23 protein-coding genes, 1 pseudogene and 1 other annotated feature are annotated in these 26,547 nt (G+C 65.3%); of the genes and pseudogenes, 6 read left to right on the forward strand and 18 right to left on the reverse strand.

The window, feature by feature from the left end:
- From ADADO0_RS10165 to ADADO0_RS10235, 15 genes are all read right to left on the reverse strand, one after another.
- The gene (locus ADADO0_RS10165) at positions 1-1,470 is read right to left on the reverse strand and encodes a SulP family inorganic anion transporter (RefSeq protein WP_511305088.1); all 1,470 of its coding nucleotides are present in this window, start codon (positions 1,468-1,470) and stop codon (positions 1-3) included.
- Positions 1,471-1,538: 68 nt separating this feature from the next.
- Positions 1,539-1,594 (reverse strand) — a sequence feature (sul1 is cis-regulatory element that is thought to sense ions involved in sulfur or methionine metabolism; They are found in Alphaproteobacteria).
- Positions 1,595-1,803: 209 nt separating this feature from the next.
- Positions 1,804-3,789 carry a CoA transferase gene (locus ADADO0_RS10170; protein ID WP_511305013.1) on the reverse strand — a complete coding sequence of 662 codons (1,986 nt, stop codon included), beginning with the start codon at positions 3,787-3,789 and terminating at the stop codon, positions 1,804-1,806.
- The gene (locus ADADO0_RS10175) at positions 3,786-5,162 is read right to left on the reverse strand and encodes an MmgE/PrpD family protein (RefSeq protein WP_511305014.1); all 1,377 of its coding nucleotides are present in this window, start codon (positions 5,160-5,162) and stop codon (positions 3,786-3,788) included. Before ADADO0_RS10175 ends, ADADO0_RS10170 begins: the two co-directional genes overlap by 4 nt.
- Before the next feature lie 5 nt (positions 5,163-5,167).
- On the reverse strand, positions 5,168-6,295 hold the full coding sequence (locus ADADO0_RS10180; RefSeq protein WP_511305015.1) for an NADH:flavin oxidoreductase/NADH oxidase: 1,128 nt from the start codon (positions 6,293-6,295) through the stop codon (positions 5,168-5,170).
- Positions 6,296-6,328: 33 nt separating this feature from the next.
- Positions 6,329-7,699 carry an MmgE/PrpD family protein gene (locus tag ADADO0_RS10185; protein ID WP_511305016.1) on the reverse strand — a complete coding sequence of 457 codons (1,371 nt, stop codon included), beginning with the start codon at positions 7,697-7,699 and terminating at the stop codon, positions 6,329-6,331.
- Complete coding sequence (locus tag ADADO0_RS10190) at positions 7,689-9,797, reverse strand: acetate--CoA ligase family protein (protein ID WP_511305017.1); 2,109 nt, start codon at positions 9,795-9,797, stop codon at positions 7,689-7,691. The genes ADADO0_RS10185 and ADADO0_RS10190 overlap by 11 nt, the downstream gene beginning before the upstream one ends.
- On the reverse strand, positions 9,794-10,972 hold the full coding sequence (locus ADADO0_RS10195; protein WP_511305018.1) for an acyl-CoA dehydrogenase family protein: 1,179 nt from the start codon (positions 10,970-10,972) through the stop codon (positions 9,794-9,796). The genes ADADO0_RS10190 and ADADO0_RS10195 overlap by 4 nt, the downstream gene beginning before the upstream one ends.
- A gap of 9 nt (positions 10,973-10,981) precedes the next feature.
- Complete coding sequence (locus ADADO0_RS10200; protein ID WP_511305019.1) at positions 10,982-12,148, reverse strand: CaiB/BaiF CoA transferase family protein; 1,167 nt, start codon at positions 12,146-12,148, stop codon at positions 10,982-10,984.
- Positions 12,148-12,933, reverse strand: coding sequence for an enoyl-CoA hydratase/isomerase family protein (locus tag ADADO0_RS10205; RefSeq protein WP_511305020.1), 786 nt, complete (start codon positions 12,931-12,933; stop codon positions 12,148-12,150). The genes ADADO0_RS10200 and ADADO0_RS10205 overlap by 1 nt, the downstream gene beginning before the upstream one ends.
- Positions 12,930-13,751, reverse strand: coding sequence for an alpha/beta fold hydrolase (locus tag ADADO0_RS10210; protein ID WP_511305021.1), 822 nt, complete (start codon positions 13,749-13,751; stop codon positions 12,930-12,932). Before ADADO0_RS10210 ends, ADADO0_RS10205 begins: the two co-directional genes overlap by 4 nt.
- Positions 13,748-14,482, reverse strand: coding sequence for an ABC transporter ATP-binding protein (locus ADADO0_RS10215; protein ID WP_511305022.1), 735 nt, complete (start codon positions 14,480-14,482; stop codon positions 13,748-13,750). Before ADADO0_RS10215 ends, ADADO0_RS10210 begins: the two co-directional genes overlap by 4 nt.
- A complete protein-coding gene (locus ADADO0_RS10220; protein WP_511305023.1) occupies positions 14,475-15,221 on the reverse strand; it encodes an ABC transporter ATP-binding protein in 747 nt (248 codons plus the stop codon). The genes ADADO0_RS10215 and ADADO0_RS10220 overlap by 8 nt, the downstream gene beginning before the upstream one ends.
- Positions 15,218-16,204, reverse strand: a complete 987-nt coding sequence (locus ADADO0_RS10225) for a branched-chain amino acid ABC transporter permease (RefSeq protein ID WP_511305024.1) — start codon at positions 16,202-16,204, stop codon at positions 15,218-15,220. The genes ADADO0_RS10220 and ADADO0_RS10225 overlap by 4 nt, the downstream gene beginning before the upstream one ends.
- Before the next feature lie 3 nt (positions 16,205-16,207).
- Positions 16,208-17,083 carry a branched-chain amino acid ABC transporter permease gene (locus ADADO0_RS10230; protein ID WP_511305025.1) on the reverse strand — a complete coding sequence of 292 codons (876 nt, stop codon included), beginning with the start codon at positions 17,081-17,083 and terminating at the stop codon, positions 16,208-16,210.
- A 52-nt stretch (positions 17,084-17,135) separates the two neighbouring features.
- Entirely contained in the window at positions 17,136-18,353 is a 1,218-nt protein-coding gene (locus ADADO0_RS10235) for an ABC transporter substrate-binding protein (RefSeq protein WP_511305026.1), read from the reverse strand.
- Between the two features lie 114 nt (positions 18,354-18,467).
- Between ADADO0_RS10235 and ADADO0_RS10240 the strand changes: the two genes are divergently transcribed.
- The 5 genes and pseudogenes from ADADO0_RS10240 to ADADO0_RS10260 form a co-directional block, all read left to right on the forward strand.
- A complete protein-coding gene (locus ADADO0_RS10240; RefSeq protein WP_511305027.1) occupies positions 18,468-19,262 on the forward strand; it encodes an enoyl-CoA hydratase-related protein in 795 nt (264 codons plus the stop codon).
- The gene (locus tag ADADO0_RS10245) at positions 19,262-20,038 is read left to right on the forward strand and encodes an SDR family NAD(P)-dependent oxidoreductase (protein WP_511305028.1); all 777 of its coding nucleotides are present in this window, start codon (positions 19,262-19,264) and stop codon (positions 20,036-20,038) included. The genes ADADO0_RS10240 and ADADO0_RS10245 overlap by 1 nt, the downstream gene beginning before the upstream one ends.
- A 52-nt stretch (positions 20,039-20,090) precedes the next feature.
- A complete protein-coding gene (locus tag ADADO0_RS10250; protein ID WP_511305029.1) occupies positions 20,091-21,281 on the forward strand; it encodes an acyl-CoA dehydrogenase family protein in 1,191 nt (396 codons plus the stop codon).
- Between the two features lie 45 nt (positions 21,282-21,326).
- Complete coding sequence (locus tag ADADO0_RS10255; RefSeq protein ID WP_511305030.1) at positions 21,327-22,244, forward strand: IclR family transcriptional regulator; 918 nt, start codon at positions 21,327-21,329, stop codon at positions 22,242-22,244.
- Positions 22,245-22,347: 103 nt separating this feature from the next.
- A pseudogene (locus tag ADADO0_RS10260) lies at positions 22,348-22,487 on the forward strand (ATP-binding protein); the annotation flags it as partial.
- Between the two features lie 341 nt (positions 22,488-22,828).
- Here the strand turns inward: ADADO0_RS10260 and ADADO0_RS10265 are convergent.
- The 3 genes from ADADO0_RS10265 to ADADO0_RS10275 form a co-directional block, all read right to left on the reverse strand.
- Positions 22,829-23,698: an amidohydrolase family protein gene (locus ADADO0_RS10265; protein WP_511305031.1), complete on the reverse strand. Its 870-nt coding sequence runs from the start codon at positions 23,696-23,698 to the stop codon at positions 22,829-22,831.
- A gap of 71 nt (positions 23,699-23,769) precedes the next feature.
- Positions 23,770-24,504, reverse strand: a complete 735-nt coding sequence (locus tag ADADO0_RS10270) for a GntR family transcriptional regulator (protein WP_511305032.1) — start codon at positions 24,502-24,504, stop codon at positions 23,770-23,772.
- A 157-nt stretch (positions 24,505-24,661) separates the two neighbouring features.
- Entirely contained in the window at positions 24,662-25,072 is a 411-nt protein-coding gene (locus tag ADADO0_RS10275; protein WP_511305033.1) for a cupin domain-containing protein, read from the reverse strand.
- Positions 25,073-25,260: 188 nt separating this feature from the next.
- Between ADADO0_RS10275 and lhgD the strand changes: the two genes are divergently transcribed.
- Complete coding sequence (gene lhgD / locus ADADO0_RS10280) at positions 25,261-26,490, forward strand: L-2-hydroxyglutarate dehydrogenase (protein WP_511305034.1); 1,230 nt, start codon at positions 25,261-25,263, stop codon at positions 26,488-26,490.
- Positions 26,491-26,547: the final 57 nt, after the last annotated feature.

Consider the following 26,547-nt stretch of genomic DNA (forward strand, 5'->3'; position numbering starts at 1 on the left):
CTAACACTTCTCACGGCCAGACCGGTCCTTGTCGAGCTGCTCAATCAGGGTCGAACTTGCTTGGTTGAGACCGCGTACCTCAGTGGCAATTCCTTGCGCTTTGAAGCGCTGGACCACCTTCTCCAGTGCGTCTACCGCCGTGATGTCCCAGAAGTGAGCGTCTGAGACGTCGATAACCACGCCCCGATCGGCCGCCTCACGAACATCGAAGGCATCGATAAACAGATCAGCCGAGGCAAAAAAAATCTGCCCACGCGCTCGGTAGATCAGCCGTCCGGAGTGTGGATCTGGCATGGCGTCGACGCTAAGGAGGCTCGCAACCTTCGACGCAAAAAATACGCCGCTGAGCAGCACGCCAACCAAAACGCCCAGCGCCAGGTTCGATGTCGCCACCGTAACCAGCACCGTTGCCAGCATCACGATGCTGGACATCCGAGGGTGCCGCACCACGGAGCCGAGCGACGACCAGTCGAATGTGTCGATCGACACCATCACCATGATTGCAACCAGCGCCGCAACCGGCACCTGCGACACCCAGGGCTTTAAAAGGACCATCAGCACGAGCAGGAATGTACCGGCGAACAGTGTCGAGAGCCTGCCACGGCCACCATATTTCACGTTGCTGACGGTCTGGCCGATCATGCCGCAGCCGGCGATGCCGCCGAACAGACTCGCCGCGAAATTCGCAATGCCGAGGCCCGTGCACTCCCGGTTCTTGGAGCTTGGCGTTTCGGTGAGGTCGTCGACGACGCTCGCGGTCATCATGGATTCGAGAAGTCCCACCATGGCGATCGCCACCGCTGGCCCTCCAATGATCCGTAGAGTGTCGAAGCTCAGGGGGACCGACGGCAACGCAAATGCCGGGAGGGAATCGGGAAGCTGGCCGAGATCGGCCACTTTCATGATCGGCAGATCCAGGGCGATCGATGTGCCGGTGAGGATGAGGATGCAGATGAGCGGCGAGGGGATAGCTGTGGTGACAAGCGGCACGAGGTAGATCACCGCCAGCCCCGCAGCCAGGACGCCGTAGCCGATCCAGCCGCCGCCAATCATGTGGGGCACCTGAGCGGCGAAGATCAGAATGGCCAACGCGTTGACGAACCCGGTCCGCACCGACTTGGAAACGAAGCGCATCAACACGCCAAGCCGCAAGACGCCGAAAAGCATCTGGATAAGACCGGCCAGCAAACCCGCTGCGAGGAGATATTGGAGTCCGTGCGCATGTACGAGCGGTGCGGCCACGAGCGCTACCGAGCCTGCGGCGGCTGAGATCATAGCCGGGCGGCCGCCGGTGAAGGCGATGACGATGCCGATCACGAATGAGGCGAACAGTCCGACTTGCGGGTCGACCCCGGCCGCGAACGAAAAGGCGATGACTTCGGGAATGAGGGCAAAGGTGGCAACAGCTCCGGCGAGCAGTTCGCGCACCGGGCGGCCGAGCCATTCCCGGCGGATGGAGGGTGATATCATGGAGTCTCGCAAGGGACAGCCATCGACCAGCCCGAGCCGGCGGGTCGAATGTAGCATGCAGCCTGTTGCGTGGTCCGGCGGATTGGCGGCCGGAAGAGCCACCCGGATTTTCACCGGGTCCAGTCGAATGGGCACCACCTAGCCTGCTTTGCATCACCTGCGCAATGCGCCGTTCGGGTCGAAAAATTTAGCTAAAGAGACGCGCGGCGCGAACCTCACGGCTGGTAAGCGGCAAGAGGGACACGCGCGGCTGCTCAATGCCGGACATCGGCCGGCGTCCCATCCTTTGCGTCCCGGAAATAACGTCACCCGAGGGATGTCGGCGCCTGTCCGCTAATTATCGCATAGCTCAAGGACATAGGGGTTCGCCTCCGCCAGCGGGCCAATGGGCGCCAAGGGCTTGGTGGTCTCGGCCGTGAAACGATATGGCGACCGGAAGAGCGGCCAGGATTTTCCGTCCGGGCTTTTCAGAATGGCGACCGTCCCTTCGCCAACGATGGACGGGTCGTTCGCAACCTCGTCCAGGGTCCTTGCCGCACTGGCTGCGATGCCAGCCGTCGCCAGTTCTGCGATGAGGTCAGCGCGCGATGCCGGCGCTGCCTTGTTGGCGTATACGCCGAGATCAGACCGCGCGCGGTCTGCGACGACGAAACCATCCGTGCAGGCAAGGACGCAATAGTCCGTGCGCGCGGCGCCATTCCACGCGGTTTGCGTGACCCACACAGCCACGTCCTGCATGGACAGGTCGATCATCATGCCCAGGCCGGTGCGGCGGCGCTGCTCCAGGCCGCACATCACCGCGAACAGGCCCGCAATGCCGCCGGTCACATCGGCCGCCGAAATGCCCAGCTTCACCGGGATGCCGTCGGCGCGGGTCACATCCATGAGGCCGGACATGGCTTGGACGACGGTGTCGAATGCCGGGCGATCAGGATATGCGGAGATCTTTCCGAAGCCGGAAATGCCGCAATAGACCAGACGCGGATTGAGGGCGCGGAGCTGGGATTCGCCGAAGCCAAGGCGGTCCAGCGAGCCGGGCTTGAGGTTTTCGATCAGCACGTCCGCCCGCTCGATCAAGCGGGTGAAGGTGCTGCGGTCCTGCGGGTCACGCAGATCCAGCAAGCAACTGCGCTTGTTGGCATTGTTCATCGTGAAGAAATAGCCCTGGCCGTCCTGGTGCGGCGGCCACGCGCGCGAGGCTTCCCCACCAGGCGGCTCGATCTTGATGACCTCCGCGCCGAGCAGGGCGAGTTGCTTCGCGGCGAGTGGGGCTGTTGTGTATTGGCCGATCTCGATCACCAACATGCCCGAGAGGGGCAGGGCGGGAAGCGGCTGCGCCTCGGGTGGAGCGGGCTGCGCGACTGCGGTATTGAAGGCGGTGCGGACGAACGACAGCGGCGCCGGTGCAGGGGCGTCGGCAATGGACTGCCGATGAATGAGATTAGGGTCGGCCTGTAGCTCCTGAAGGGTCAGGATCGGGCCGGCTGCCAGACCTGCTCCGTTCAGGGCGGCAACGCACGCCTTCGCAGTCAGCGTCCCGGTCCACGCCTCCACCTCGGCATCCACCGCGTCGCATTTCTCGACCCGGTCCACCAGCTTTTCGAAGGCGCCCGTGGTGAGATCCTCACGGTCCATGAGCGTGCAGAGGCGCGACCAATGTTCGTCGGTCGCCGAACACAGCAAGATCCAGCCGTCCTTTGTCTGGTAGCTGTTCCAGGGCACAGCCATGGGGTGGCGATTGCCGGACCGTTTTGGTGTCTTGCCGGCGAAGGCGAGGGGCAGGAACGAGGAAAGGCCGTTCAGGCCGCAATCCAGAAGAGATAGCGCCACGGTCTGCCCTTCGCCGGTGGTGGCGCGCCGGGGCCACGCTGCGAGAATGCCGGCCGCGGCGAAGATGGCGGTCTGAATCTCGATCACCGGAGCTTCGCAAATGGTTGGCGGGCTGTCCTTGGTGCCGGTGATGTCGGCGATGCCGGTCGCGGCCTGAAGCAGCGGCTCGCTCCACCATCCCCGGTCGTCGCCCCCGCCCACGGTTATGTCGCAGCAGATGAGATCTGGTCGCGGATCGTCAAGCGCGGGCTCATCGGCCCGGTCGGAGGAAAACAGCACGATATTCGCACGCGCCAGGGCCTCTTCCCGCGCCTGGGGCGTATCGGGAACGAAGGTCTTGAATCTGGCGAACGTATCGGACGGGTCCATCTCCCCTGGCACAATCACGCTTGCGCCGACCTGCGCCAGCAAACTGCCGCAGGCGCGCACGGCAGGGCGCCGGCCCCACTCGAGAACAATGAGGTCGCAGAACGGCGTCGTCAGCGTCATCGAGCACAAGCCTGCTGGAGGGCGTCGACGCTCTCGGCATGGGGAAGCGCGCGCACCGCATCGACCATGCGGTCGAACGCGGTCTCGCCGAGTCTGCCACCGATCAGCGCCCTGGCCTTGAAGCGCAGGGTCTCGGCGGTCATTGGATTAGCCGGCGTTCCCACGCTGTCGAGCACGCGCTCGCGGCGCCGTGAGCCGTCCGTGAAGGCGATCTCCACTTCGGTACCGAAATGCACGGGGTAGGACGCCTCAAGGTCCGCATCGGTCTCGACGCTGACCCGGTCCGCCCATTCCAGGATGTCCGGGTTTTCGAGATTCTGCGGCTCAAACGCATCGAAGCGATCCGGCCCCAGCGCCATTGCGGCGCCCACGGTGAACGGCAGGCTGTATTGCGCCGCCATGGGAGTGAGCGGGCGCCTCACGACGTGCTGTTCCACCAGCTTCTGGGGACCGCGCACGAGAATGCCGGTGATATCCGCTGCTTGGACGGCGAAGCCGTCGGTGGCGGTGCGCAGGCCATCGATCATGGAATGCAGCAGCCGGCAGCAGGCGTAGGGTTTGATGGAAATGTCGTGAATGGCGAGGCCTCTGGCTCCCATCCGCATCAGTTCCTGCGGCAGGGGATCGTGCCCGTAGAGCGCGAGGAAGCCGTACTTCCCATCAAGGCTGCGCAGCGGAGCGGAAATGCCGGCCGCGATCATCTGTGCGGCGAGAACCCCGTTGCGGGCGGCATAGCCGGCGTGGAGGCGCTTCACCTCCGCGCCGGAGGTTTCCTGCGAGAACTGCATGGAGCCGGCCGATAGGGACAACGCATGCCCCCATGCGCCCGCCACCTGCTCCGGCGTGAAGCCATAAAGCTTGCCGGCGGTGACGGCTGCGCCGAACACCCCGAACAGGGCAGTGGGGTGATAGCCCGCCGCGATGACCCGCTCCGCCCGCGCGGCGATGCCGATCCGCGCCATGGCCTCGTAGCCCGCCGCGATCGCCGCCAGAACGTCCACGCCCGAAGCGCCGGTTTCGGATGCGACCGCGATCGCGGCCGGGATTACCACCGCGCCGGGATGGCTCATGGAGGCGTCGTGGGTGTCGTCCAGCTCGAAGCTATGCCCGGCTGCACCGTTCACGAACGCCGCGACCTCGGCGGTCGCGCAGATGTCGCTGGCGATGATGCGCGCGGGGCCGGTGCCGCGATAGCGTTCCGCCCAGCCATGTAGCGCGGCGATCCAGGGCCGTGCCGCGCCGCCATAGGCGACGCCGTGATAATCCAGCACGAGGAATTCGAGCTGGCCGAGGTCCGCAGGCGACAGGTCCGCCGCTGACAGGGACACCAACTCGGCGGCCAGAGCGTGGGTGAGATCGCGGTCTTCGCTCATGGCGTTCACTCCGCAGCCTGGCGTTCGCGGAACGGCTTGAGGAAGTCGCCCGCCCGCATGGAGGGATGGGCGCGCTCATATTGCGGGGGGAAATAAACCTCCTCACCAAAATGGGCCGCGGCGTGCCAGGGCCAGCGCGGGTTGTAGAGCATGCCTCGGCCGAGCGCGACGAAGTCCGCCTGGCCCTGGGCCAGGATATCCTCGGCCTGCTGCGGCTGGGTGATGAGACCCACTGCCATGGTGGGAATGCCGACCTCGCGGCGCACCTGCTCGGCAAACGGCACCTGATAGCCCGGCGCCACGGGAATCTTCTGGGTCGCCGAGGCCCCGCCCGATGAGGCACAGATAAAGTCGCAGCCGCGCGCCTTGAGGGCCTTGGCGAACGCGACCGTTTCGTCCGGCGTCCAGCCGCCTTCATCCCAATCGGTGGCGGAAACGCGCACGCCGAGCGGCTTGTGCGCGGGCCACACGGCACGGACCGCATCGAACACTTCCAACGGGTAGCGCATGCGGTTTTCGAGGCTGCCGCCGTATTGGTCGGTTCGCGCATTGGCGAACGGCGACAGGAAAGAATGCAGCAGATAGCCGTGCGCGTTATGGATCTCGATCACGTCGAAGCCCGCTTCATCGGCGCGGCGGGCGGAAGCGACGAAGGCATCGCGCACTTCGACCAACCCGTCGGCGTCCAGGGCTTCGGGCACGGGACGGCCGGGATAGGCGACGTCGGACGGGCTCGCCATCAGCCAGCCGCCTTCGCCGTCCTGCATGCCTATCTGCTTCTCCCACGGAACGGTCACGGAGCCCTTGCGGCCGGAATGGGCGAGCTGCATGCCGAGCTTCGCGCCGCCATGCCGGCGACAGAACGCGACCACCTCCGCCAGGCCCGCCACATGCGCGTCCGACCAGATGCCGAGGCAGCGCGGGCTCACCCGGCCACGCGGCTCCACCGCCGTCGCTTCAGTGAAGACGAGGCCGGCCCCGGAGAGGGCGAGATGGCCGAGATGCATGGTGTGCCAGGGCGTGGCGAAGCCGTCATGGTCGGCCGAATACTGCCCCATGGGCGAGACGACGATGCGGTTGTGGAACGTGACCGACCGCAGGGAAATGGGCGAAAAGAGCGTTGTCTTCGGCATTGGTTTTCCTCCCGCAACGGGTTTATCGGCCTCTCAAGCGGAGGCCTTCAAAAGCGTGTCGATATCGCCGAGGGTTTCGAGCGACCAGATCGCGGCATGGATGCGCTCAGCCTCCACCGCGCCGAGAACCGGTGTGGCGAGATCGTGGAACTTGCGAACCAGTGCCGCGTCGCTGAGCGGATGGCGGGCCGAGCCCAGGGGTTCGTCGATATAGCGTTGATGTCTGGTGCCGGCCTTGGTGATGACGGTGACATTGGCGGAGCGCAGGCGCGGATAGTCCGCCTCGCAGCCGGGATCGATGGAAACCGTCACACGCTCCGCGAGATCTCCGAGCGCGGGATCGGCGAGATAGGCGCTGCCAAATTCGGCGATGCCCGCGCGTCCCTTGGTTGCGGCGAGCGCGGTGCAGAAACGATAGTTCATTTGCGCCGAGGGCATATCCTCCCAGCCGCCATGAGCGTGCCCCGCCGCGATGCCGTAGGTGCCGATTTCAACGGAGGCGATGTCCTCAGCGGTGACGCCTTCCTCCCGCGCCACTGCGATCACAGCATCCATGCCAGGATGAAGGTGGCGGCAGCAGGCATAGGGCTTGATGTAACAGCGGGCGACGTTGAACCCTTCGCCCAGGCCCGCGACGAGTTTTTCGAGGTTCGCCGCGCCACTATAGGCTTGAAGAAATCCGTCCTCGATCTCCAGAACGCCGGCTGGACCGGTCATGCCGTTGCGCGCCAGAAGCGCAGCCATCAGGCCTTCGCGGGCGGCAAAACCGGGATGCAGGCGCTTGATCTCGCCGCCGCCATGCAGGAACGCGAACAGGCCCGCGGCCGAACTGGCCGCAATGCCGAGCGCGTGGGCGGTCTGGGCCGCATCGAGCCCGAGAATGGATGCGCTCGCCACCGCCGCCCCGAGGACGCCGGTGATGGGGGTGTTGTGAAAGCCGCGCTTGCGGGAGGCCGGATGGGCCGCCTCCGCCACCCGCGTCACCACCTCGTAGCCGGCGGCGATGGCGCTGGCGATGCGCTTACCGTCTACCTTGCGCCCCCAGGAAGCGGCGAGAACCGCCGGGATGACAGGGGCGCCGGGATGGACGGAGCCGGCGCGATAGCCGTCGTCCAGTTCCAGGCCATGGGCGCTGGCGCCCAGGAGATAGGCCGCCGTCAGTCGGTTCCAGCCGCCCTCGAAGCCGGGCACCGGGATCGTCCCGGTATTCTCCAGTTCACGGAGCGTGCGCGCGGCGATCTGCGCCGGCAGGCTCTGCGTTCCCGCAATCGACGCGCCGAGCGTGTCCAGCAGATGCCGGCGCACCGCATGGCGGGCCGATGGATCGAGATCATCGAAGCGCAGCCCGGCACAGAATTCAGCGAGGCGGGCGGTTGGTCCGCGCACGGGAGTTTCAGCCCGCATGGCTCTCTCCTTTGACCAGCAGCGCATCGAGCGCGACGACGCCCTGGCCTTCAGGGCGGATGAGGACAGGATTGATCTCCGCCTCCGCCACATCAAGCAAGGCAAGGTGGGAGAAACTGGCGACGGCGCGCGCCAGCGCATCGAGGTCGCCTTTGGGCAGGCCGCGATAGCCGCGCAGAGGCGCAAAGCCCTGCACTTCGGTGATCATCTCGCGGGCGCCGGCCTCGTCCACCGGTGCGATGCGCACACTGACGTCGCGATAGATTTCGGTGAGAATGCCGCCGGCACCCAGCGTCACGACCGCGCCAACGGAGGGGTCGCGGCGGAAGCCGAGAAGGGCCTCGCCGATCCCGCGCATCATTGGCTGAACCTGGATGCCCAGTAACGTTGCATTGGGCGCCGCGCGGGCGACGCTTTCCAGAATGCGCCGGCACGCCGCCTTGAGAGCTTCGGGCGTGTCGCAATTGACCACCACGCCGCCCACTTCGGTCTTGTGGGCGATCTCGGGAGACAGGATCTTGGCGACCACGGGATAGGTCAGGTGCGTCAGGTCCAGCGCCTCGATGGCTGCTATATCCGCAGGCAGCATGTCCTCGCCGGCGACCGGCACGCCAAGAGACGCGAACACCTTGCCGGCGGTGGCGGCATCCAGCGTGTTGCCGGTAGATGCGCGGAGCGTTTCAGCTGCCGCGCGGGGCACCTCAAAGGTGGTTACGTCGCGCGGAGCGCGCCAGTCGAAGAAGGCCCGCAAGGCGTCGGCGCACGAATCCGGTGTGCGGAAGGCAGCGACATTGGCCTCGGAAAGCAAGCTGAGAGACGCTTCCGCGTGGGGTGTGAGAAACACCGCCACCGGCTTGTCGGGATTTTCCTTGGTGGCCGCCGTGATGGGCAACACCGCCCGGTCCGGCCGGAACTGGGATGACGAACCCACCACCGACATCACCAGATCGCAGTCCGGAGACGCCATGAGCGCCCGAAGAACGGCCCCGTAGGTGCGCGGATTGGTGCCGGCGAGTGTGAGGTCGATCAGAGGGGTGCGTGCGATCGAGATGTCCTGTGCGGCGAGTTCCGCAACCACCGCTTCCGAGGGCGGGATGATCTCGATGTCGTGGTTCGAAACCGCGTCGATCACGAGTGTTCCGCCGCCGCCCGTGGTGCTGACCACACTGATGCGCCGGCCTCTGGGGGGACGATGGCCCTGCACCAGCGGGGCGACTTCCAGGAAGGCGTCCATGGATTCCACGCGGACGATACCGATGTCGCGCAGGAACGCGTCCATGGCGGCTCCGCTGCCGACCAGGGCGCCGGTGTGAGACGCCGCGAGTTGCTCGCCTACGTCCGAGCGGCCGATCCGGAAGGCGATCACCGGCTTGCCGGCGGCGAATGCGCGCCGCGCCATGGTGGCGAGACCTTCCGCATTGCGCACGGTTTCGAGGAAAAGCAGGATCGCATCCGTGCCGGGGTCATCCACGAGCATGTCGCCCATTTCGGCGACGCCGAGATCCGCCTCGTTGCCCACCGAAACCAGCTTGGCGAAGCCGAGCCCGCGTGCCTGGCCGCGCGAGAGCACTGCGCCGATCAGGCTACCGCTCTGCGAGATCAGGCTGATGCGGCCGGGCCGCAACTCCGGAAGTGAGAGAATTTCGTTTGCCGATAGCGCGACGCGATCCGGCAGGTTGATGATGCCGAGGCTGTTCGGGCCGAGGAGGCGCAATCCCCCGTCGCGGGCCAGATCCACCAGTTCATCCTGGCGCCGGCGCCCGACTTCTCCGCTCTCGGCGAAGCCGTTGGAGAGGATGGTGGCGCACCGCACGCCTGCCTTGCAGCAATCGGAGACGGCATCGCGCACCGCGTCTGTGGGCAGCATGATAAAGGCATGATCCACCGGCTTGCCGACGTGGAAGATGCTCTTGAAGGCGCGCTCGCCGAATACGGAATCGCGATTGGCGTTGATCGGGAAGATGTCGCCGCCATAGCCGTGCCGGCGCAGATACTGGTGCGGCAGCGAAGCGTGCTTGTTCTGGTCGCCCGAGGCACCGACCAGGGCAATACTGCGCGGCCGGAACAGGGCGTCGGCGATCGGTGTGGCCGCGTTCATACGGCCTCCTGCGCCGCCGCTGCGACCGTCTTAAGCCGCTGCGGGAAGGTCTGCTCGAACACGTTCTCGGCGATACGGTTAAGCAGAATTTCGATGGTGCCGCCGGCGATCATCCAGCCACGGGTACGGCGGAAGCAGTATTCCACCAGGGAATCCTGGCTGTAGCCCGCGCCGCCCATGGCCTGCATGGCCTCGTTCGCCACGTTGAAGCCGGCGCGATTGCAGGCGACCTTGGCGATCGCGGTTTCTTCCGCCGAAGGCAGGCCCCGGTCGGCGCTTGCGGCGGCCCGGTACAGCAGCAATTGAGCGGCATCAAGCTGGATCTTCATCTCCGCGAACTTCCATTGCATGCCCTGGAAGTCAGCCAGCGGCCGGCCGAACTGGCGCCGCGTCAGCACATGCGCGCGGGCGATCTCATAGGCGAAGCGGCCGAGGGCAAGCGAGCGCGAGGAATTGCCGATACGCTCCACATTGAATCCGGCCATCTGCTTCTTGAAGCCGCCCGGCCCCAGCAGAACGTTTTCCTTGGGGATGTAGACATTGTCGAAGAACAGCGGGTTCCATTCCTCCCGCGAGAGGAAACGCACCTGCCCGCCGAAGGTGAAACCCTCGGCCCCGCGCTCCACCAACACCGAGCCGACATTGCCGAGCCCGGGTCCGAAGCGGACATAGACCAGGAAGACCGTGGCGTGGGTGCCGTGGGTGGTGAACACCTTGCTTCCGTTGAGGCGGAAACCGTCCCCGTCCGGCTTTACGGACGTGGTCAGTTCGGTGACGGCCGAGCCGGCATTGGGCTCCGTCATCGCCACCGAAATCAGGCCGCGTCCTTCGAGCAGCGGCTTCAGGTAACGCTCTTTCTGCTCCGGCGTGCCGTACTGCATCAGCACCCGGATCGCGCCGAAATTTCCCGCTTGCACCACGTCGGCAGAACGCGGGCAGGCGCGTGCCACCTCCTGGATGGCGATAACCGCGTCCATCAGTGTTCCGCCAATGCCGCCGTCTTCTTCGCTTGAGGTAATCCCCAAAAGTCCCTGGTCGGCCATCAGCTTGGCCACGTCCCAGGGATAATCGTCGCTGTGCGCGCGCTCAAGGGCGCCGGCCGCGAGGTGCCGCTCCGCGAAGGCTCGGACGGAATCGCGGAACAGCGACTGCTCTTCGGTGAAATTGAAATCCATGGAAAACCCCTAGCCCGCCGTTGAGGCGGCGCGGATCGAAGCCTGGGACGACGTCTGTGTGTCGCCGATGACCGGCGCAGGTGCGCGGTGCTTGCGGGTGATGCCGGCGTCCATGAGGCCGCTGCGCAAGGTGAAGGTGAGGCCTTCGGTCGGATGATCGACGCTCTGGACCAGGCCACGGCTGCGAACATGCTCGCTCGCCACCGCCTCGTCCGGCGTCAGCACCGGCATGACGGGCAGCGAAAGCGCGATCATGCGCGCGCCGATCTCATCCCGGTCGTGGGCGAGGCAATAGTCCGACAGGGCCTGCCGAAACAGTTCGGCGCGGGGTCCGTGGCTGGAAAGCCGGTCGCCGGGGTGCTCGTCCTCGAAGGCCAGATCCTCGCGGCCGATCAGTGCGCAGAAGCGCCGCCAGATCTTCGCCTCGAGCAGACACACCGCGACCCGCTTGCCGTCGCGGGTGGGATAGGTGGTGTAGCGCGGGTTGCCGCCCCACACTTCCATGGCGGGCGTTCCGGTGCCGCCGGCCAGCCGCCCGAGCGCGCTGGCAAGGCCGATATTGCCCATGCCGAACAGGGCATCGAACATGGCGACGTCGAGATAGGCGCCTTCGCCATCCCGGTCGCGATTTCGCAGCGCGCCGAGAATGCCGATCACCGCCATGCTGGCCGCCGCATAGTCTCCGGCCTGGAACGCCGGGGCCGGCGCGTCAGAGAGTGAGAGCAGCCCGGTTGCGGCCTGGATGGCCAGGTCATGGCCGGCGATCGGGGACAGCACGCCGCTCTGGCCGAAGCCCGTGATCGAGCAATAAATCAGGCGCGGGTTGAGCACCTTTGCATGGTCCCAATCGACGCCAAGCTTCTCCGCGCCACCCCGGCCGAAGGATTCCACCAGCACATCGGCTTCGGCGATCAGCCGGTGCGCCTCGGCGCGGTCGGCGGGATCGGAGAGGTCGAGGGCGAGCGACTGCTTGCCGCCGTTCACGCTGCAGAAATACACGCTTTCCTGGCGGTACAGCGGCGCGTTGTGACGGCTGGGGTCGCCGTCCGGCCGCTCCACCTTCACCACCTCGGCGCCCAGGTCCGAGAGCATCTGCGCGCACCATGGGCCCGGCAGAAGGCGGCTGAAGTCGGCGACCTTGATGCCCGCCAGTGGGAGCTTTGCGTCGCCCGCCATCACTTGCCCTCGAAATTCGGGCGGCGCTTTTCCAGGAAGGCGGTGATGCCTTCCTGCTTGTCGCGCGTGCCGTAGACAGTGGTGACCAGGAAGGTCTCGAACTCGATGGCGGAGGCGAGATCCATCTGCATGCCGCGATGCACCGCGCGCTTCACGAAGGCGAGGCTAAGCGGGGCGCGGGTGGCATAGAGCGCCGCCATTTCCTTGGCCGTCTCTAGCGCGCCGCCGGCTGCCGTCAGGCGATTGATGAGGCCCATGCGCAGCGCCTCCTTGGCATCGATGGGCTCTGCTGCGAACAGCATGTCGAAGGCATTCGCCATTCCAACCACGCGCGGCAGGCGCTGCGTGCCGCCGGCACCGGCGACGGTCCCGATGCGGGCGCTAGTGATAGCGAATGTGGACCCTTCGCCGGCCACCCGAAGGTCTGCCGCGAGCGCCAGTTCGAGCCCGCCGGTCATGCAGTAGCCCTCAATGGCGGCGATCACGGGCTTGGAGGAGTTTTCGAGCGCGGAGTTGAGGGCGTGCCACTGGTTGAAATAGCGGGTGCCGTCGGTGGCGGTCTTCACCTTCACCGCCTCTGTGAGGTCGGCTCCAGCGGAGAAATAATCCTGGCCGCCGGTCAGGATGATGGCGCGGCTTTCAGCGTCGTCCTCGGCGGCGGCGACTGCCGCGATGATGTCCGACATCATCTGAAGGCTGACCGCGTTGCGGCGGTCCGGCCGGTTCAACTTCAGGATTAGCGCCGGGCCTTGGCGCTCGACGCGGATGGTCTCGTAGTCACTCATCTCGACACCCGGTTGTGAAAATCTGTCAGTAGATTGTTGACGGCCTTGGGCGCTTCAAACTGCACCCAGTGGCCGGCGTCCGGCACGATGTGGATCTCGGCGTCCGGTCGGGCCTGCCGGACCTTTTCCGCCCGCGCCGCGATCGAGGGCACGGGCAAATGGTCCTGCTCGCCCCAGATCACCTGAAGCGGGCAGGGCAGCGTGGAGAGGTCGGCAAGGATGCGGTCCTGAAGGCTGATCTTGCGACTGTCGAACCGCACCCGCGCGATATTCGCGGCCTGGAGATCCACCACCGGTTCGTCCGGCGCGGGCACCCGCGAGAGCATGAAGCCGCCGAGATTGTGGGCGACCGCCGCGCGATGAGCGTCCGGCTCTAGTGCCGCATCGGGCACCGGCAGCAGCTTGATGGTGCGTCCCAGCGGCATGCCGAAACCGCCGGGTCCGAGCAGCGAGAGGTGCGCGATGTGCTCGGGAAAGCGCCGCGCGAGAGCCGCGGAAATCACGCCGCCGAAGCTGAAGCCGACAACACCGAAGGGCGCGGATGGTCCGACCGCCCGCACGATGTCGTGCGCCACCGCGTCGAGATAGGCCTCCGGCTCCTTCACAGTCGGCGCGGGGGCATCGCCATAGCCGGGCAGGTCGACCACGGTCAGCGCGAAATGCTGCGCGAGCGCCTCAATATTGGCGACCCAATGGGTCCAGGAGCCGACCCCGCCATGCACCAGCACAAGCGGGGCGCCAGAACCGAAACGGCGCACGGCAAGCCCGCCGATGATCTCGGGCGCGGGCGTTGCGGGATGATGGAGCGGCACATTCATGCAGCGTCCGCCTCCATGGGGGTTCCAAGATAGGATTCGATCACGGCGGGATGCTCGACCACGTCCTTGGGCGAACCCTCGAACAGCTTCTGACCGAAATTGAGAACCACCACGCGTTGCGACAGCGCCATGATGACCTCCACCAGATGCTCGATCATCACGATGGTGACGCCGGCCGCATGGATGCGCTGGAGCACGACCATGAGGTCGTCCACCTCGCTGCGCGTCACCCCACCCATCACCTCGTCCAGCAGCAGGAGGCGCGGTTCGGTTGCGAGGGCGCGGGCAAGCTCCAGCTTCTTCTTTTCGCCAAGCGTGAGAGCGCCCGCGTGCATGCGGCGCTTGGCGGTGAGGCCGGTCAATTCCATCGGCAGTTCGGCGGCAGCGCGTGCCTTGGCGAGGCTGTTGGTGCGCGCGCCGGAGAACAGGGCGCCGGTCATGATGTTGTCTTCGACCGACATTTCCGAGAACGGCCGAACCACCTGGAATGTCCGGCCCACGCCGCGATGGGAGATCTTGTAGGGCGGAAGGCCGACGATGGAGCGCCCTTCAAACCGGACGTCGCCGGAGGTCGGGCGCATATAGCCGGTCACGAGGTTCATGAGCGTGGTCTTACCGGCGCCGTTCGGGCCGATCACGCCGACAAAATCGCCCTGCGCGACGCTGATGGAGAGATCCCCGACCGCCTTGAGACCACCGAAGGATTTCGAGAGATTGCTGATCTCAAGCATGGGCTGCCTCCGCTGCGCGGGCGCTTTTCCCGCCGATGAAGGCATCGCGCACTTCCGGCGAGCGGCGCAGGTCCGCCGTGTCGCCGGAATAGACGATGCGGCCGGCTGACATGACATAGCCGCGCGTCGCAACGCTGAGGGCGGCGTGGGTGTTCTGTTCCACCAGCAGGATGGAGAGATCACTGGAGGCGATCTTTCGGATCGCCTCGAACACGATCTGGACGATCTTCGGCGCGAGCCCCAGCGAGGGCTCGTCCAGCAGGAGAAGGCGCGGACTCGACATCAGGGCGCGGCCGAGCGCCAACATCTGCTGTTCGCCACCGGACATGAGGCCCGAGCTTTGGGTACGACGCTCGGCGAGGCGCGGAAACAGGTCGTAGACCTCCGCCAGCTTCTGCGCGCGTCCCGCTCGGGCGTTCACGTTGAACGAACCGAGGACGAGGTTCTCCTCGACTGTCAGGTTGGGGAAAACCTTGCGACCCTCGGGGGAGAGGGCGATGCCCGCTTTCACCCGTTCGTGCGGCGGCATGGCGAGAAGGTCGCGGCCCTCGTAGCGGATGTGCCCGGCGCGGGCATCCACCAGCCCGGAGAGCACGCCCATGGTGGTGGTCTTGCCGGCGCCGTTGGCGCCCAGCAGGCAGATCACCTCGCCCGCGTTCAGCTCGAAGTCGAGCCCCTGCAGAACGGTGGATTCGCCATATCCCGCATAGATGCCGCTGACCTGAAGAAGCGCGCTCATGGCTTGGCTCCCCGCATCGAGTTGACGGGAATGGCCGGTTCGCCCTCAGGCTTGGGCCGCTCCTCTTTGCCCGCGATCAGTCCCTGGACGCCCTTGGGCAGGAACAGGATGCAGATGATCAGCACCAAGCCGAAAGTCAGCTGGCTGATACCCTCCATGCTGCCGAACCAGATGCGGGTCGCTTCCGAGAAGGCGACGATGGCAATGGAGCCGATCACCGGGCCGGCGAGGGTATGGATGCCGCCAAGGATGGGAGCGATCTGCGCCAGGATGGTGTTGTGCAGCGTGAACGCCACTTCGGGGTCGAGATAGCCACCGTACCAGGCGTTGATCGCTCCCGCAGCGGACGCCATCGCCCCGGAAATCGCGACTACGATCAGCCGTTGCCGGCGTGGGTCGATGCCCAGCATTTGCGCCGCACCCTCGTTGTCACGCATGGCCCGTGAGGCGAACTGGAGCTTGGAACACGACACCAGGATCGCGACGCCGACGCTGGCCACCGCCGCCAGCGCGCCGAACAGGTAGAGCGTATGCTGGCTGGGCCGCAGCGTTTGCTTGAGGAAGAGACCTACCGCCCCGGCAGTGACTTCAGGCACCATCAAGGCCGTGATGCGCAGTCCCTCGGAAAGGGCGAGCGTGGCGATGGCGAAGAAGATGCCCCGCAGCGTGCCGGTCACGGCGGCAAGCGCGGCACCCATGGCCCCGCCGACCACCAGAGCCACGAATACCGTGGTGAACACCGAGCCGTTCCATGCGTTGGCCGCCAGGATCGCGGCATAGCTGCCGACCCCCCAGAAGGCCGAGTGGCCGAGCGAGACCAGTCCGGCGTTCGCCATCAGGTTCCAGCTGGTGGCCAGCATGATGAGGGTCGAGATGCGGAACAGCCAATTGTTGATCTGCGGCGCGTCCCAGAAGGTCGAGGCGACGAGCAGGGCGGCCGATAACAGGCCGAGGCCGATCATGATGTGGGTGTGGCGTGTCATGGATCAGTCCGCCACTGCTTGGCCGATGATGCCGCGCGGGCGCAGCACAAGGACGAGGAACAGGGTTAGGAAGGCGACCGCCTCGGCCCATCCGGTGCCGTTTGGCACGTAATAGCTGACCGCGGTCTCCGCGAAGGCGAGCAGGAACGAGCCGATCACAGCGCCGGGGATGCTGCCGAGCCCGCCCAGGACGATGATGGCAAAGCCCTTCACCAAGATATGGAAGCCCATGAACGGTGAAATCGCGCCGAGGAAGCTCATGATGACGCCCGTGGCGACCCCGAGCGAAACGCTGAGCCCGAAGGCGAGCGCGTACATCTGCGAGACGTTGATGCCCATCAGCACGGCGGCATCGCGGTTCTCGGCGAGGGCGCGGGTGGCGCGGCCGAATTCAGTGCGCTTCAGCCAGACGAACAGGCAGAGCACCAGGGTGAGCGCCACACCGAAGCCGATCAGCCGGCCGCCGGGAACGATCACTTCGCCGATCTCGAACGACGAATAGGCATAGGAAGGCACCACGGACCGCTCGTCCGCCTTCCAGGCGATCAACGCCGCATTCTGCAGGACGAGGCCGATGCCGAACGTCAGCAGAATCTGGTTGACGTGGGCCGCCTTGAGCACCCGCGCGATCGAGATGCGGAACAGGCCCATGCCCAGAAGGCAGCCCGCCACCATCAGGAACGGCATGCCGATCAGCGGGTCGATGCCGGAGACCACGAATATCGTATAGGAGCCGTAGGCCCCGAGCATGATGGCTTCGCCATGGGCGAAGTTGATCACCCGCGTGACCCCGAAGCTCAGGGCCAGGCCAATCACCATCAAGGTGTAGATGCCGCCGAGCAACATCGCGTCGACGAAAAGCTGAGGTAGAAAATCCATCTGTATCTCCGTCCTGAGGCGGCCCGGGAGGTGTCCCGGGCCGGAGGTCGGGTCAGTATTTGACGGGCTTGATCTTCCCGACGGTCGGTCCCGGCGGGTACAGCATCACGTTCTTGTCGTTCTCGCGCTGGAACACGACCATGTCCGTGAACGCCTGCTGCTTGGTGCCGCTCGGGGTGGAGACGAACTTCGCGGTGCCCAGAAGGGTGTTGGGAATGTCCATCTTGCGCAGTTCCGCCGCGACCTTTTCCTTGTCGTCGCCGCCGGCCTTCTCGATGGCCAGGAACAGCATCATGGCGGTGACGTAGCAACCGGCGTCCTCGAAGTCGGGCTCCTGGCCATACTTCTTGATGAATGCTGCTTCCCACTCGTCGCTCGACGGGAACAGCTTGGGATATTCCTTGTTGCCGGGCCGCTGGAGGCCGGGCAGATAGGTGGTCACGCCAACCCATCCTTCCTGCGCCTGGCCGACGGCCTTCTGCCACTCGTCGAGCTGGGTCGCGGCGGTGCCGACCAGATACGGGACGGGAAGCTTGCGGGTATAGACCTGCTTGGCGAGCGTCACGGCATCGGTGGTCTGAACCAGGCCGAGCAGGATGTCGGGCTTCACCCGCGAAATCTTGGTCAGCAGCGGGTTCATGTCGGACGCATTGGTGCGCACGATCTCCTCGATGACGACATCAAAGCCGGCATCAGTGAGATACTTCTTGGCGTAGGGCTGGTGGGTCCGGCCGTAATTGTCGTCAGAATAGACGATCGCGACCTTCTGGCCTGCGGGCAACTGGTTCTTCAGCGCCGCCGCCACGCTCTCATGGTAATTATAGGCATAGGGGAAGGTGTGGAAGAATTCCGGGTCCTGACCGATCTCTTCTTCCAGCTTGGTGCTGGACGAGCCGGGAACCAGCCAGATCGGCTTGCCCTGACGCCACGCCGGGATCGCCGCGGCGACTGTCGGGCTGCCGATGGGGCCGATGATGTAATTGACCTTTTCCTTGCCGATCAGCTCGTTGAACACCGAAATGGTGGCCTGGGATTCCGACTGAATGTCGCGCACCAGAAGGTCGATTTTCTTGCCGGCGACTTTGCCGCCATAGACCTCGGCGGCGTATTCGACGCCGCGCTTGCCGGATGAGCCATAGGCGACGAAACGCCCGCTCAGCTCCATCGGCACACCGATTTTAATGGCATCCTGCGCCAGCGCCGGCGTCGCCGCGAGAGCGGCTGCCACGGCGAGAGAAGACAGGAATCCGCTCGCGGAAAGTCGAAGCATGCTTTTCTCCCTAAGTGCCGATCTTGAGTTGATCGTCGGCATTGCGGCGGATATATCATTTTGAAACCGGGTCCGTCTAGTGAAATCCGGGTGCGATACGACAGGGAGACGCAGGTGCCCTACGAGGACGTTCTGTACCAAGCCGAAGGCGGCATTGCCCGCATCACCATCAATCGCGCGGACGTGCGAAACGCTGTTCGACCAAGGACTTATGAGGAACTCACGGACGCCATGGCGCGCGCCGCCGATGATCCGGAGGTGGGCGTCGTCGTGCTGACGGGGGCGGGCGACAAGGCGTTCTGCTCCGGCGGCGATATCCGCGACCAGTCGAAGCGCGTGCCGCCCGTGGGGCGCAAGCACATGCGCCGGCTGTTCAACCTGTCCAGCGTCATGCGCATGATGGACAAGCCGATAATCGCCAAAGTGCGGGGCTTCTGCGTCGGCGGCGGCAATGAGATCAATTTGTTCTGCGACATGACGGTCGCGAGTGAGGACGCCAAGTTCGGCCAGACCGGTCCGCGCGTCGGCAGCATCCCGATCTGGGGCGCTTGCCAGTTGCTCACGCGCTTCGTGGGCGAGCGCAAGGCCCGCGAAATGGTGTTCACCTGTCGTCTCTACAGCGCCCGCGAGGCGGTTGAGATGGGGTTGATCAACCAGGTGGTGGCGGCGGAAGACCTCGACGCCACTGTGGATGCCCTATGCTCCGACATTCTCGACAAGAGCCCGCAAAGCATTCGCATCGCCAAGATCGCCCTGAATTCTGGTTCCGACCGCGACTTCTATTCGGCGTTCTTCCCCAACGCCGAAATGCTCGCCTCGATCTACGGAAATGAGGAGAACATGGAAGGCATCAACGCCTTTCTGGACAAGCGAAAGCCGGACTTCCGGCGCTTCCGGAGGCCGGGCTGATGAGCGCAAGACGTTTCGAGGGCCGCGTCGCCCTTATCACTGGCGGCGCGCGGGGCATCGGCTTTGCCGCCGCCCAGCGCATCACCGCCGAGGGCGGCCGGGTGGCGCTTGCGGACATTGATGGCGCATCGGCTGAGGCCGCCGCCGCAGCGCTGCCCGGCGCCATCGGCATCGCCTGCAACATCACGCGGGCGGACGATGTCAGGCGCATGGTGGAGACCGTGGAAGCGGGGCTCGGTCCGCTCGACATCTTCGTCAACAGCGCCGCCGTGCTCGACGACAAACTGTTCCTGGAATCCACGCCGGCCGACTGGGAGCGGATGCTGAGCGTCTGCCTTCAGGGGCCCATGCTCGGCCTGCACACTGTCCTGCCTGGGATGGTCGAGCGCGGCTATGGCCGGGTGGTGTGCCTCGCCTCCGATGCGGCGCGCATCGGCCAGGCACGGCTCTCCTATTACGCCGCCGCGAAGGCGGGTGTCATCGCACTGATCAAGTCAGTCGCGCAGGAGGTGGGGCGTGGCGGCGTGACCCTGAATGTGGTCTCGCCGGGTGCCACCAATACGCCGCTGCGCATCAATCGCGAGGAGAGCATGCGGGCGCAGATGGGCGAGGAAAAATATGCCCGCCGCGTGAAGAGCGTGCTGAAGCTCTACCCCACTGGCCGCATCGGCGAGCCGGAGGACATCGCGTCCTCGATCGCCTTCCTGTGCAGCGATGAAGCCTCCTGGATCACCGGGCAGGTGCTGAGCGTGAACGGCGGCTTCGTGATGCCCTGAGAGGTGTCGCCGCCAACAATGATCGGGATGAAACGGTTCGGGATCGACTGACATGGATTTTAAGCTCAGCGAAGAACAGGACATGCTCCGCGATGCGGTGCGCCGGATGGTGCGCACGCAGATCGAGCCGCGCCTGACGGCAAACGATCCCAACCGCCCGCTGCCGAAAGCGGTGATGCTGGAAATCTACGCGGCGCTGGCGGACATGGGCCTCACCGCCCCCCGCTTGCCGGCCTCCGTGGGCGGCGGCGAGATGCGCATGCTGGATTACGGCATCGCGTTCGAGCAATTGCCCCCGGTGATCGCGATTTCGCTCATCTCCCACGAATGCACCATTGCGCGCATCCACGCGGAGGGCGGGGCCGAGCACGCCCAAAACCTGCTGCCGGACCTGATCGCCGGCCGCAAGATCTGCTGCACCGGCTCCACCGAGCCAAACACGGGCTCTGACCCGCGCGGCATCGCCACGCGCTTAACCGACGCCGGCGCCGAGTGCAGCGTCTCCGGCTCGAAGATGTGGATCACCAACGGCACGATCAGCGATGTGATGATCGCCACCTGCGCCGCCGGCCGGGCGGAAAATGGTTCCGCCGTGATGCGCCGCGTGCTGATCGAGCGGGACAAGTCGCCCTATCAGGCCAACGAAATTCCGGTACTTGGCTTCAAGCAGGGCCACCTATCGGAAATCGTGCTCGACGATTGTCGTGTGCCGATGCGCAATGTGCTGGGCGAGGGGGGCGACGCCGCGCGCATCCTCCAGAGCACATGGGTCGGCAACCGGCCGCTGCTCGGCCTCTCCGCCGTGAACATGGCCCAGCAGGCGCTCGATATCGCGGTCGCTTATGCCGGCGTGCGCCGGCAGTTCGGCGAAGCGATCGGCCAGAAGCAGCTTGTGCAGGGGCGTCTCGCCGATATTGCAACCGCTGTGACAACCAGCCGTCTCCTCTGCTATCACGCCTTGTCGCTCATCGATGACGGCGCCAGGGCGGACGGGACTTCGGCCATGGCCAAGAGGTACGCGACGACGGCGTGCGCGGAAGCGATTTCGCTCGCCATGCAGGTGCATGGCGCGATGGGGGTTGCAGAGGAGACAGGGTTGGAGCGGCTCTACCGGGACGTGCGCATGCTGCCGATCCCCGATGGAACCAACGAGATCCTGACCTTGATTCTCGGACGGGAATTGACGGGCCTGAACGCGCTGCGGCCCGAAGCACGCCAGCCGGTACGGCAGGCGGCGGAATGATCGAAGACGGACTTATGGCGTTAGGAAAGCTGCGGCGGTGGTGACATGATCCGAGCTGTTGAACGGGCGCTGGCGATTTTCGATGCGTTCGATACCCAGCACCAAAGCCTCTCTCTTCAGGAGATCGGGGAGCGGATCGCCATGCCGAAGGCGACCACCTTTCGGCTGGTGAACACGCTGCTGAACGGCGGCTTCCTGGTGCGGCTGGAGAACCAGCGTTATTGCCTTTCGCTCAAGATCCTGCGCCTCGCCGGCCTGGTGAAGAGCACGCTGGGCATTCGCGAAGCCGCGCGCCCGGCCATGATGGATGTGTGTCGCAGGACCGGTGAGACGATCACCCTCAACATCCGCTCCGGCATCGAGCGGATCTGCATCGACGTGGTGGACACGCCCTCTCCGCTGATGACCATCGTTCGGCCCGGCGAGCACGTCAGCCTGCTTCACGGCGCGACGGCACGCCTTCTCCTCGCCTATGCGAGCGAAGCGGAGATTGACGACATCATCGCCCGCACGCCGGCTTCGGATAAAGTGGACGTGCCCAAGCTCAAGGCGGCATTGGCGGAAATCCGGCGCAATGGCTACGCCTGCACCTCCGGGCAGCGCATTCCCGGGGTCACCGCCATCTCGGTGCCGATCTTCGACATCAACGACGAGGTGCACTATTCCATCTCGATCACCGGCCCCAGCATCCGAATGGATTCCCGGTTGTCGGACTACAAGCAGATCATGATCGACGCGGGCGCTTCCATCTCGGCCATGATGGGCACGTCGAAGGGCACATCGCGCGCCGTCGGCTTGCACGCCGATGCGGGCGATGATGACCTGCCGAAGGACGATGTGCCCGAGGATGACATATCCGAGAGGAAGCCAGCGCGGCGGGCTTCGGCGGGCAAGGTCCCGGCGGCTAAGTCTCCACCCCGGCCGAAGCCTGCGGCGAAGCGCGTTATGAACGGAACGCCTTAGCTCCGAACGGACCCCGGCAATGGGCCACGTCCCAATGACGCCGCCGGTTTGACATTCCGTTCGGCGCATGGCGCCGCTGAAGTCGATGAACCGCGACTTCAGTACCGGCAAGACTCACATCGCCACAGCTCTTGGTGTCCAGCCGTCGGGCAACATCAAAGGCGGGTCCGCTTGTTCTCCAACGTCGAGCGCGTCAACGACCTCGAACAGGAGAAGGCCCAGGGAAAGGCAGGCCAGATCGCTGGCCGGCGGGCCGCTTCACCTTCATCGCCGGCCGCGCCCTTTCCAGGGCTCTCAAGACAGTCCGCGCCGAAGCGTTGAACACGCCGCTGGCAACATCCGTTCGCTCCCCCTTGCCGCTTAATCCCGGGCGATAGAGGGCGCATTCATTAAAACTGGATGGCTCCGACCATCGAAGCATCGACCGCCCTCTGCAGATGCCGGAAACACCCGTTGCTCCGATCGGGTGTGTACAGTTTGAGGTGAAGCTCCTTAAAATGGAGATGCTTTACTCATCAATTCTGGCTGGTAAACGCGCGCCTCGGATGGCTGTTTTAGCATCCTGCCGCGGCGTGCCCGGTACATCAGGCAAAGCCATAGAGGCGCGCCGGATTGTCCACGAAAACTCGTTGCGCCTCGCTCGGCGACACCCAGGCGCTGGCGGCTTCGAACAAGTCTGTCGTATTGGGCATCGGCCGACCTTGCAAAAAGATGTGCGGCCAGTCCGATCCCCAGAGGCACCGCTCGGGTGCGGTGTCGAGGATCGCCTTCACCGGCTCCAGGATGTCGGCGAAGGTCTCCGGTGCGTTCGACACGCGATAGCCGATCAGCTTGATCCAGACGTGATCATTTTCCAGCAGCCTGAGGACGTTCTGGAATTGCGGCCCGGCCACGCCGTCCTGGATGGGGAATTGCCCCATGTGATCCAGCACCACCGGCACGGGCAGGTTGGTCAGGATATCCGCGACCTCGGGCAGTCGGGCGCTGCCGATCCAGAGTTGGATATGCCACCCGAACGGCGCAATCAGCGTCGCCAGGGCGGGTAGCCAATCAACCGGTGTGTTTCCGGTGATGGCGTTGAAGCGGATACCGCGCACGCCGCTCTCATGCATGCGCGCGATATCCTCCGCCGTCGCACTCTGGTCGATCACCGCGATGCCGCGCGCCCGCTCGGGACCGAGCTTGGCCAGGGCGTCCAGCAGGCAGGAATTGTCGGTGCCATAGACGCCGCCCTGCACCGCCACCATGCGCGCGATGCCGATGGTCCGCGCCATTGCCAGATAATCCTCCACCGGCGCGAAAGGCGGATCGAACCCCCGCGCGGGATGGAGTGGATAGGCATCGGTGGGGCCGAAGACATGGAAATGGCTGTCTGTCATGCCGGGCAGGGCGGCGATGCGCGGCGTGCGCGCGGGCGGCGGTGGCGGCGAGACAGGGAGCGTGGGCTGCGACATGGTTCAAACCAAATTGTGAGAAGGATGGAGGCCTTCGGCGCGCGCGCAATCGCTGCCCGACGACCATGGCGTCACCGTTGCGAAAAGCCCCGGTCGCGGGCCGACCACCCGCCGTGGGCGGCCTTGTAGGCGTCAAGCGCCGGCATCATGTGGTCGACGCACAGCTTGACCAGGGCCGCGCTATCCCCAGCCCGCATGGCCGCGATCATGTCCACATGCTCCTGATGCGAGCGCCCGGCGAGGTTCGGCGAACCGATGGCATAGCAGTGGATGGCTGCGGTCTTCTGCCAGAGTTGCTCGATCATCTCAGCCAGATACGGATTCCCGCAGGCGCCGAACAGGGCGCGGTGAAACTGCTCGTTGGCCGCGACCACCCGGTCGAGTTCGCCGCTGGTCAGGCGCGTCAGATATTGCCGGTTCAGGTCTTCGAGTTGTTCCAGCAGTTCGGGCGTGGCGGGAAGGGGAATGCGGCTCGCCGCCTCGCGCTGGAGGACGGTGCGCAGGTCATAGAGGTGATCGACATCGGAGGTGGCCGGGTCTGCGACCACTGCGCCGCGATTCTGGCGCAACTCCACCAGCCCCTGGCGCTGCAACTCGGTGAGAACGCCCCGAATGAGGTAGCGCCCGGCGCCGAACCGCTGCGACAGCTCGTTTTCCAGCAGCCGTTCGCGCGGCCGCAGACGCCCGAACATGATGTCCATGCGGATCTCGTTCAGGACCTGATCCTGGGAGACAGCATCCTTGGGTGCTGCGGCCGAACCCGCTTCACCGGACGCAGGACCGGCAGGCGGCCCGTTGCGGAGCATCAATAAGCCTCCATCGCGTAACTCTTCCTCGGCAGCAAGCCCGGCGGGTGTCGTGATTCCAGCGCGCCGGGCCACGGCAAATTAGCATGCGCCGGACCGCCCCTCATATCCGCTTGCCCGGATATGTACTTGCGGCGGATGTCCGCGCGCCGGCCGCCTATTTGGACATGAGATCCTTGGGCGAGAGATGCTCGACCTCCTCGTCGCTCCCCGCGAAGGTGCGCGTGACCGCCGTGGAGCTATAGATCCAGAGAATGCGCATGGGCGCGTCGCCGGTGTTGCGGAACGCATGGAGCAGGCCGGCGGGAATATAGGTGCTGTCATAGGGCACCAGCGGCGTGACGACGCCGTCCACTTCGCACTCGCCCTGGCCTTCGAGAAGCGTCACCTGCTCATCGCAATTGTGGCGATGCATGAAGGCGCCCTTGCCCTTGGGATAGACGCTCATGCCGGTCGTGAACTTCGCCTCTGGCGCGCCATGGCGGGTGATCAGCGGCGTGGTCTGCACACCCCCTCCGCGCTCGATGGTCTTCACGTCCGCGACCTTGATGATGTGCGTTTGCGGCATCTTCTGCTTCCACTTTACTTGAAAACCCGTCCTCGCGAAGAGTCTCCTACGCTGCCGGGAGATTAAGGCGCAACACGCCATTTCATGTCAACATGATTGTTGACATTAATGCCGACGCTGATACCGATGATGCCGCCCGAAGGTGCGCGGGTCAAAGTGGCATGCGCCAAGAGGGAAAGACGGGTTCAATGACCTACGACTTCTGCATCGTCGGAGGCGGCATCCTTGGGCTTGCGACGGCGATGGATCTCCTGCGCCGCCAGCCTGGCTCATCCGTGCTTCTGCTGGAAAAGGAGCGGCTGCTTGCGTCCCACCAGACCGGTCACAACAGCGGCGTCATCCATGCCGGGATCTACTACAAGCCGGGAAGCCTGAAGGCGAAGCTGTGCCGCGAGGGCGCGCAGGCCACAAAGGCGTTCTGCCAAGCGCATCAGATTCCGTTCGAGACCATCGGCAAGCTGGTGGTCGCGACCAACGAGACCGAGCACGCCCGCCTTATCAATCTCGAACAGAACGCGCAGCAGAACGGCATCGAGATCCGCCGGCTGAGTGCGCCCGACCTCAAGGCCATCGAGCCGAACGTCAGCGGCGTCAGCGCGCTTCTCGTGCCGTCCAGCGGAATTGTGGATTACGCCCGCGTGGCCCGCGCCATGGGCGATCTGATCACCGCGCAGGGCGGCCATATCGAACTCGGCGTGAATGTGGACCGGGTGGAAGAGACGGTGACGGGCGTCACCGTGGTCGCCGGCGACCGCCGCTGGTTGGCGAAGATGGCGGTGGTCTGCGCGGGGCTTCAGGCGGATCGGCTCGCGCCGCGCCGGAAGGGGCAGGAGGATTTCCAGATCGTGCCGTTCCGGGGCGAGTATTATTCCATCCGCCCGGAGAAGCGCGGCATCGTGCGGCACATGATCTATCCCGTGCCGGACCCGGAATTGCCGTTTCTGGGCATTCACCTCACACCGATGATCAATGGCGAACTCACGGTCGGCCCCAATGCGGTGCTGGGATGGTCGCGCGAGGGATACGCGAAATTCTCGGTGAGCCCGCGGGACATCGCCAGCTATGCGAGGTTTCCCGGCTTCTGGAAGGTCATCGGCAGCAACCTTTCCTCCGGCCTGGAGGAGATGCGGGATTCGCTTTTCAAGAAAAGCTACCTGGAGAAATGCCGCAAATACTGCCCCGGCCTGGAGCTTGAGGACCTGACGCCGTTCCGCGCCGGCATACGCGCCCAGGCCGTGACCCGCTCCGGCCAATTGGTGCACGACTTCCTGCTGCAACAATCCGAGCGCGTGCTGCACGTCTGCAACGCGCCCTCGCCGGCGGCGACATCGGCCATCCCGATCGGACGGACCATCGCCGAGCGTCTGCTCTCGGCCACCGGCACGCCGCAGGCACATGCGCACGCATGGGCCTCTTGAATGTCGGCATGATTGTTGACAAAAATGTCGCCGGAATTACGATTTGGCTTGTGGGGG

The sequence above is a fragment of the Aquabacter sp. genome (assembly GCF_965279295.1).
Classification (GTDB): Bacteria; Pseudomonadota; Alphaproteobacteria; order Rhizobiales; family Xanthobacteraceae; genus Aquabacter.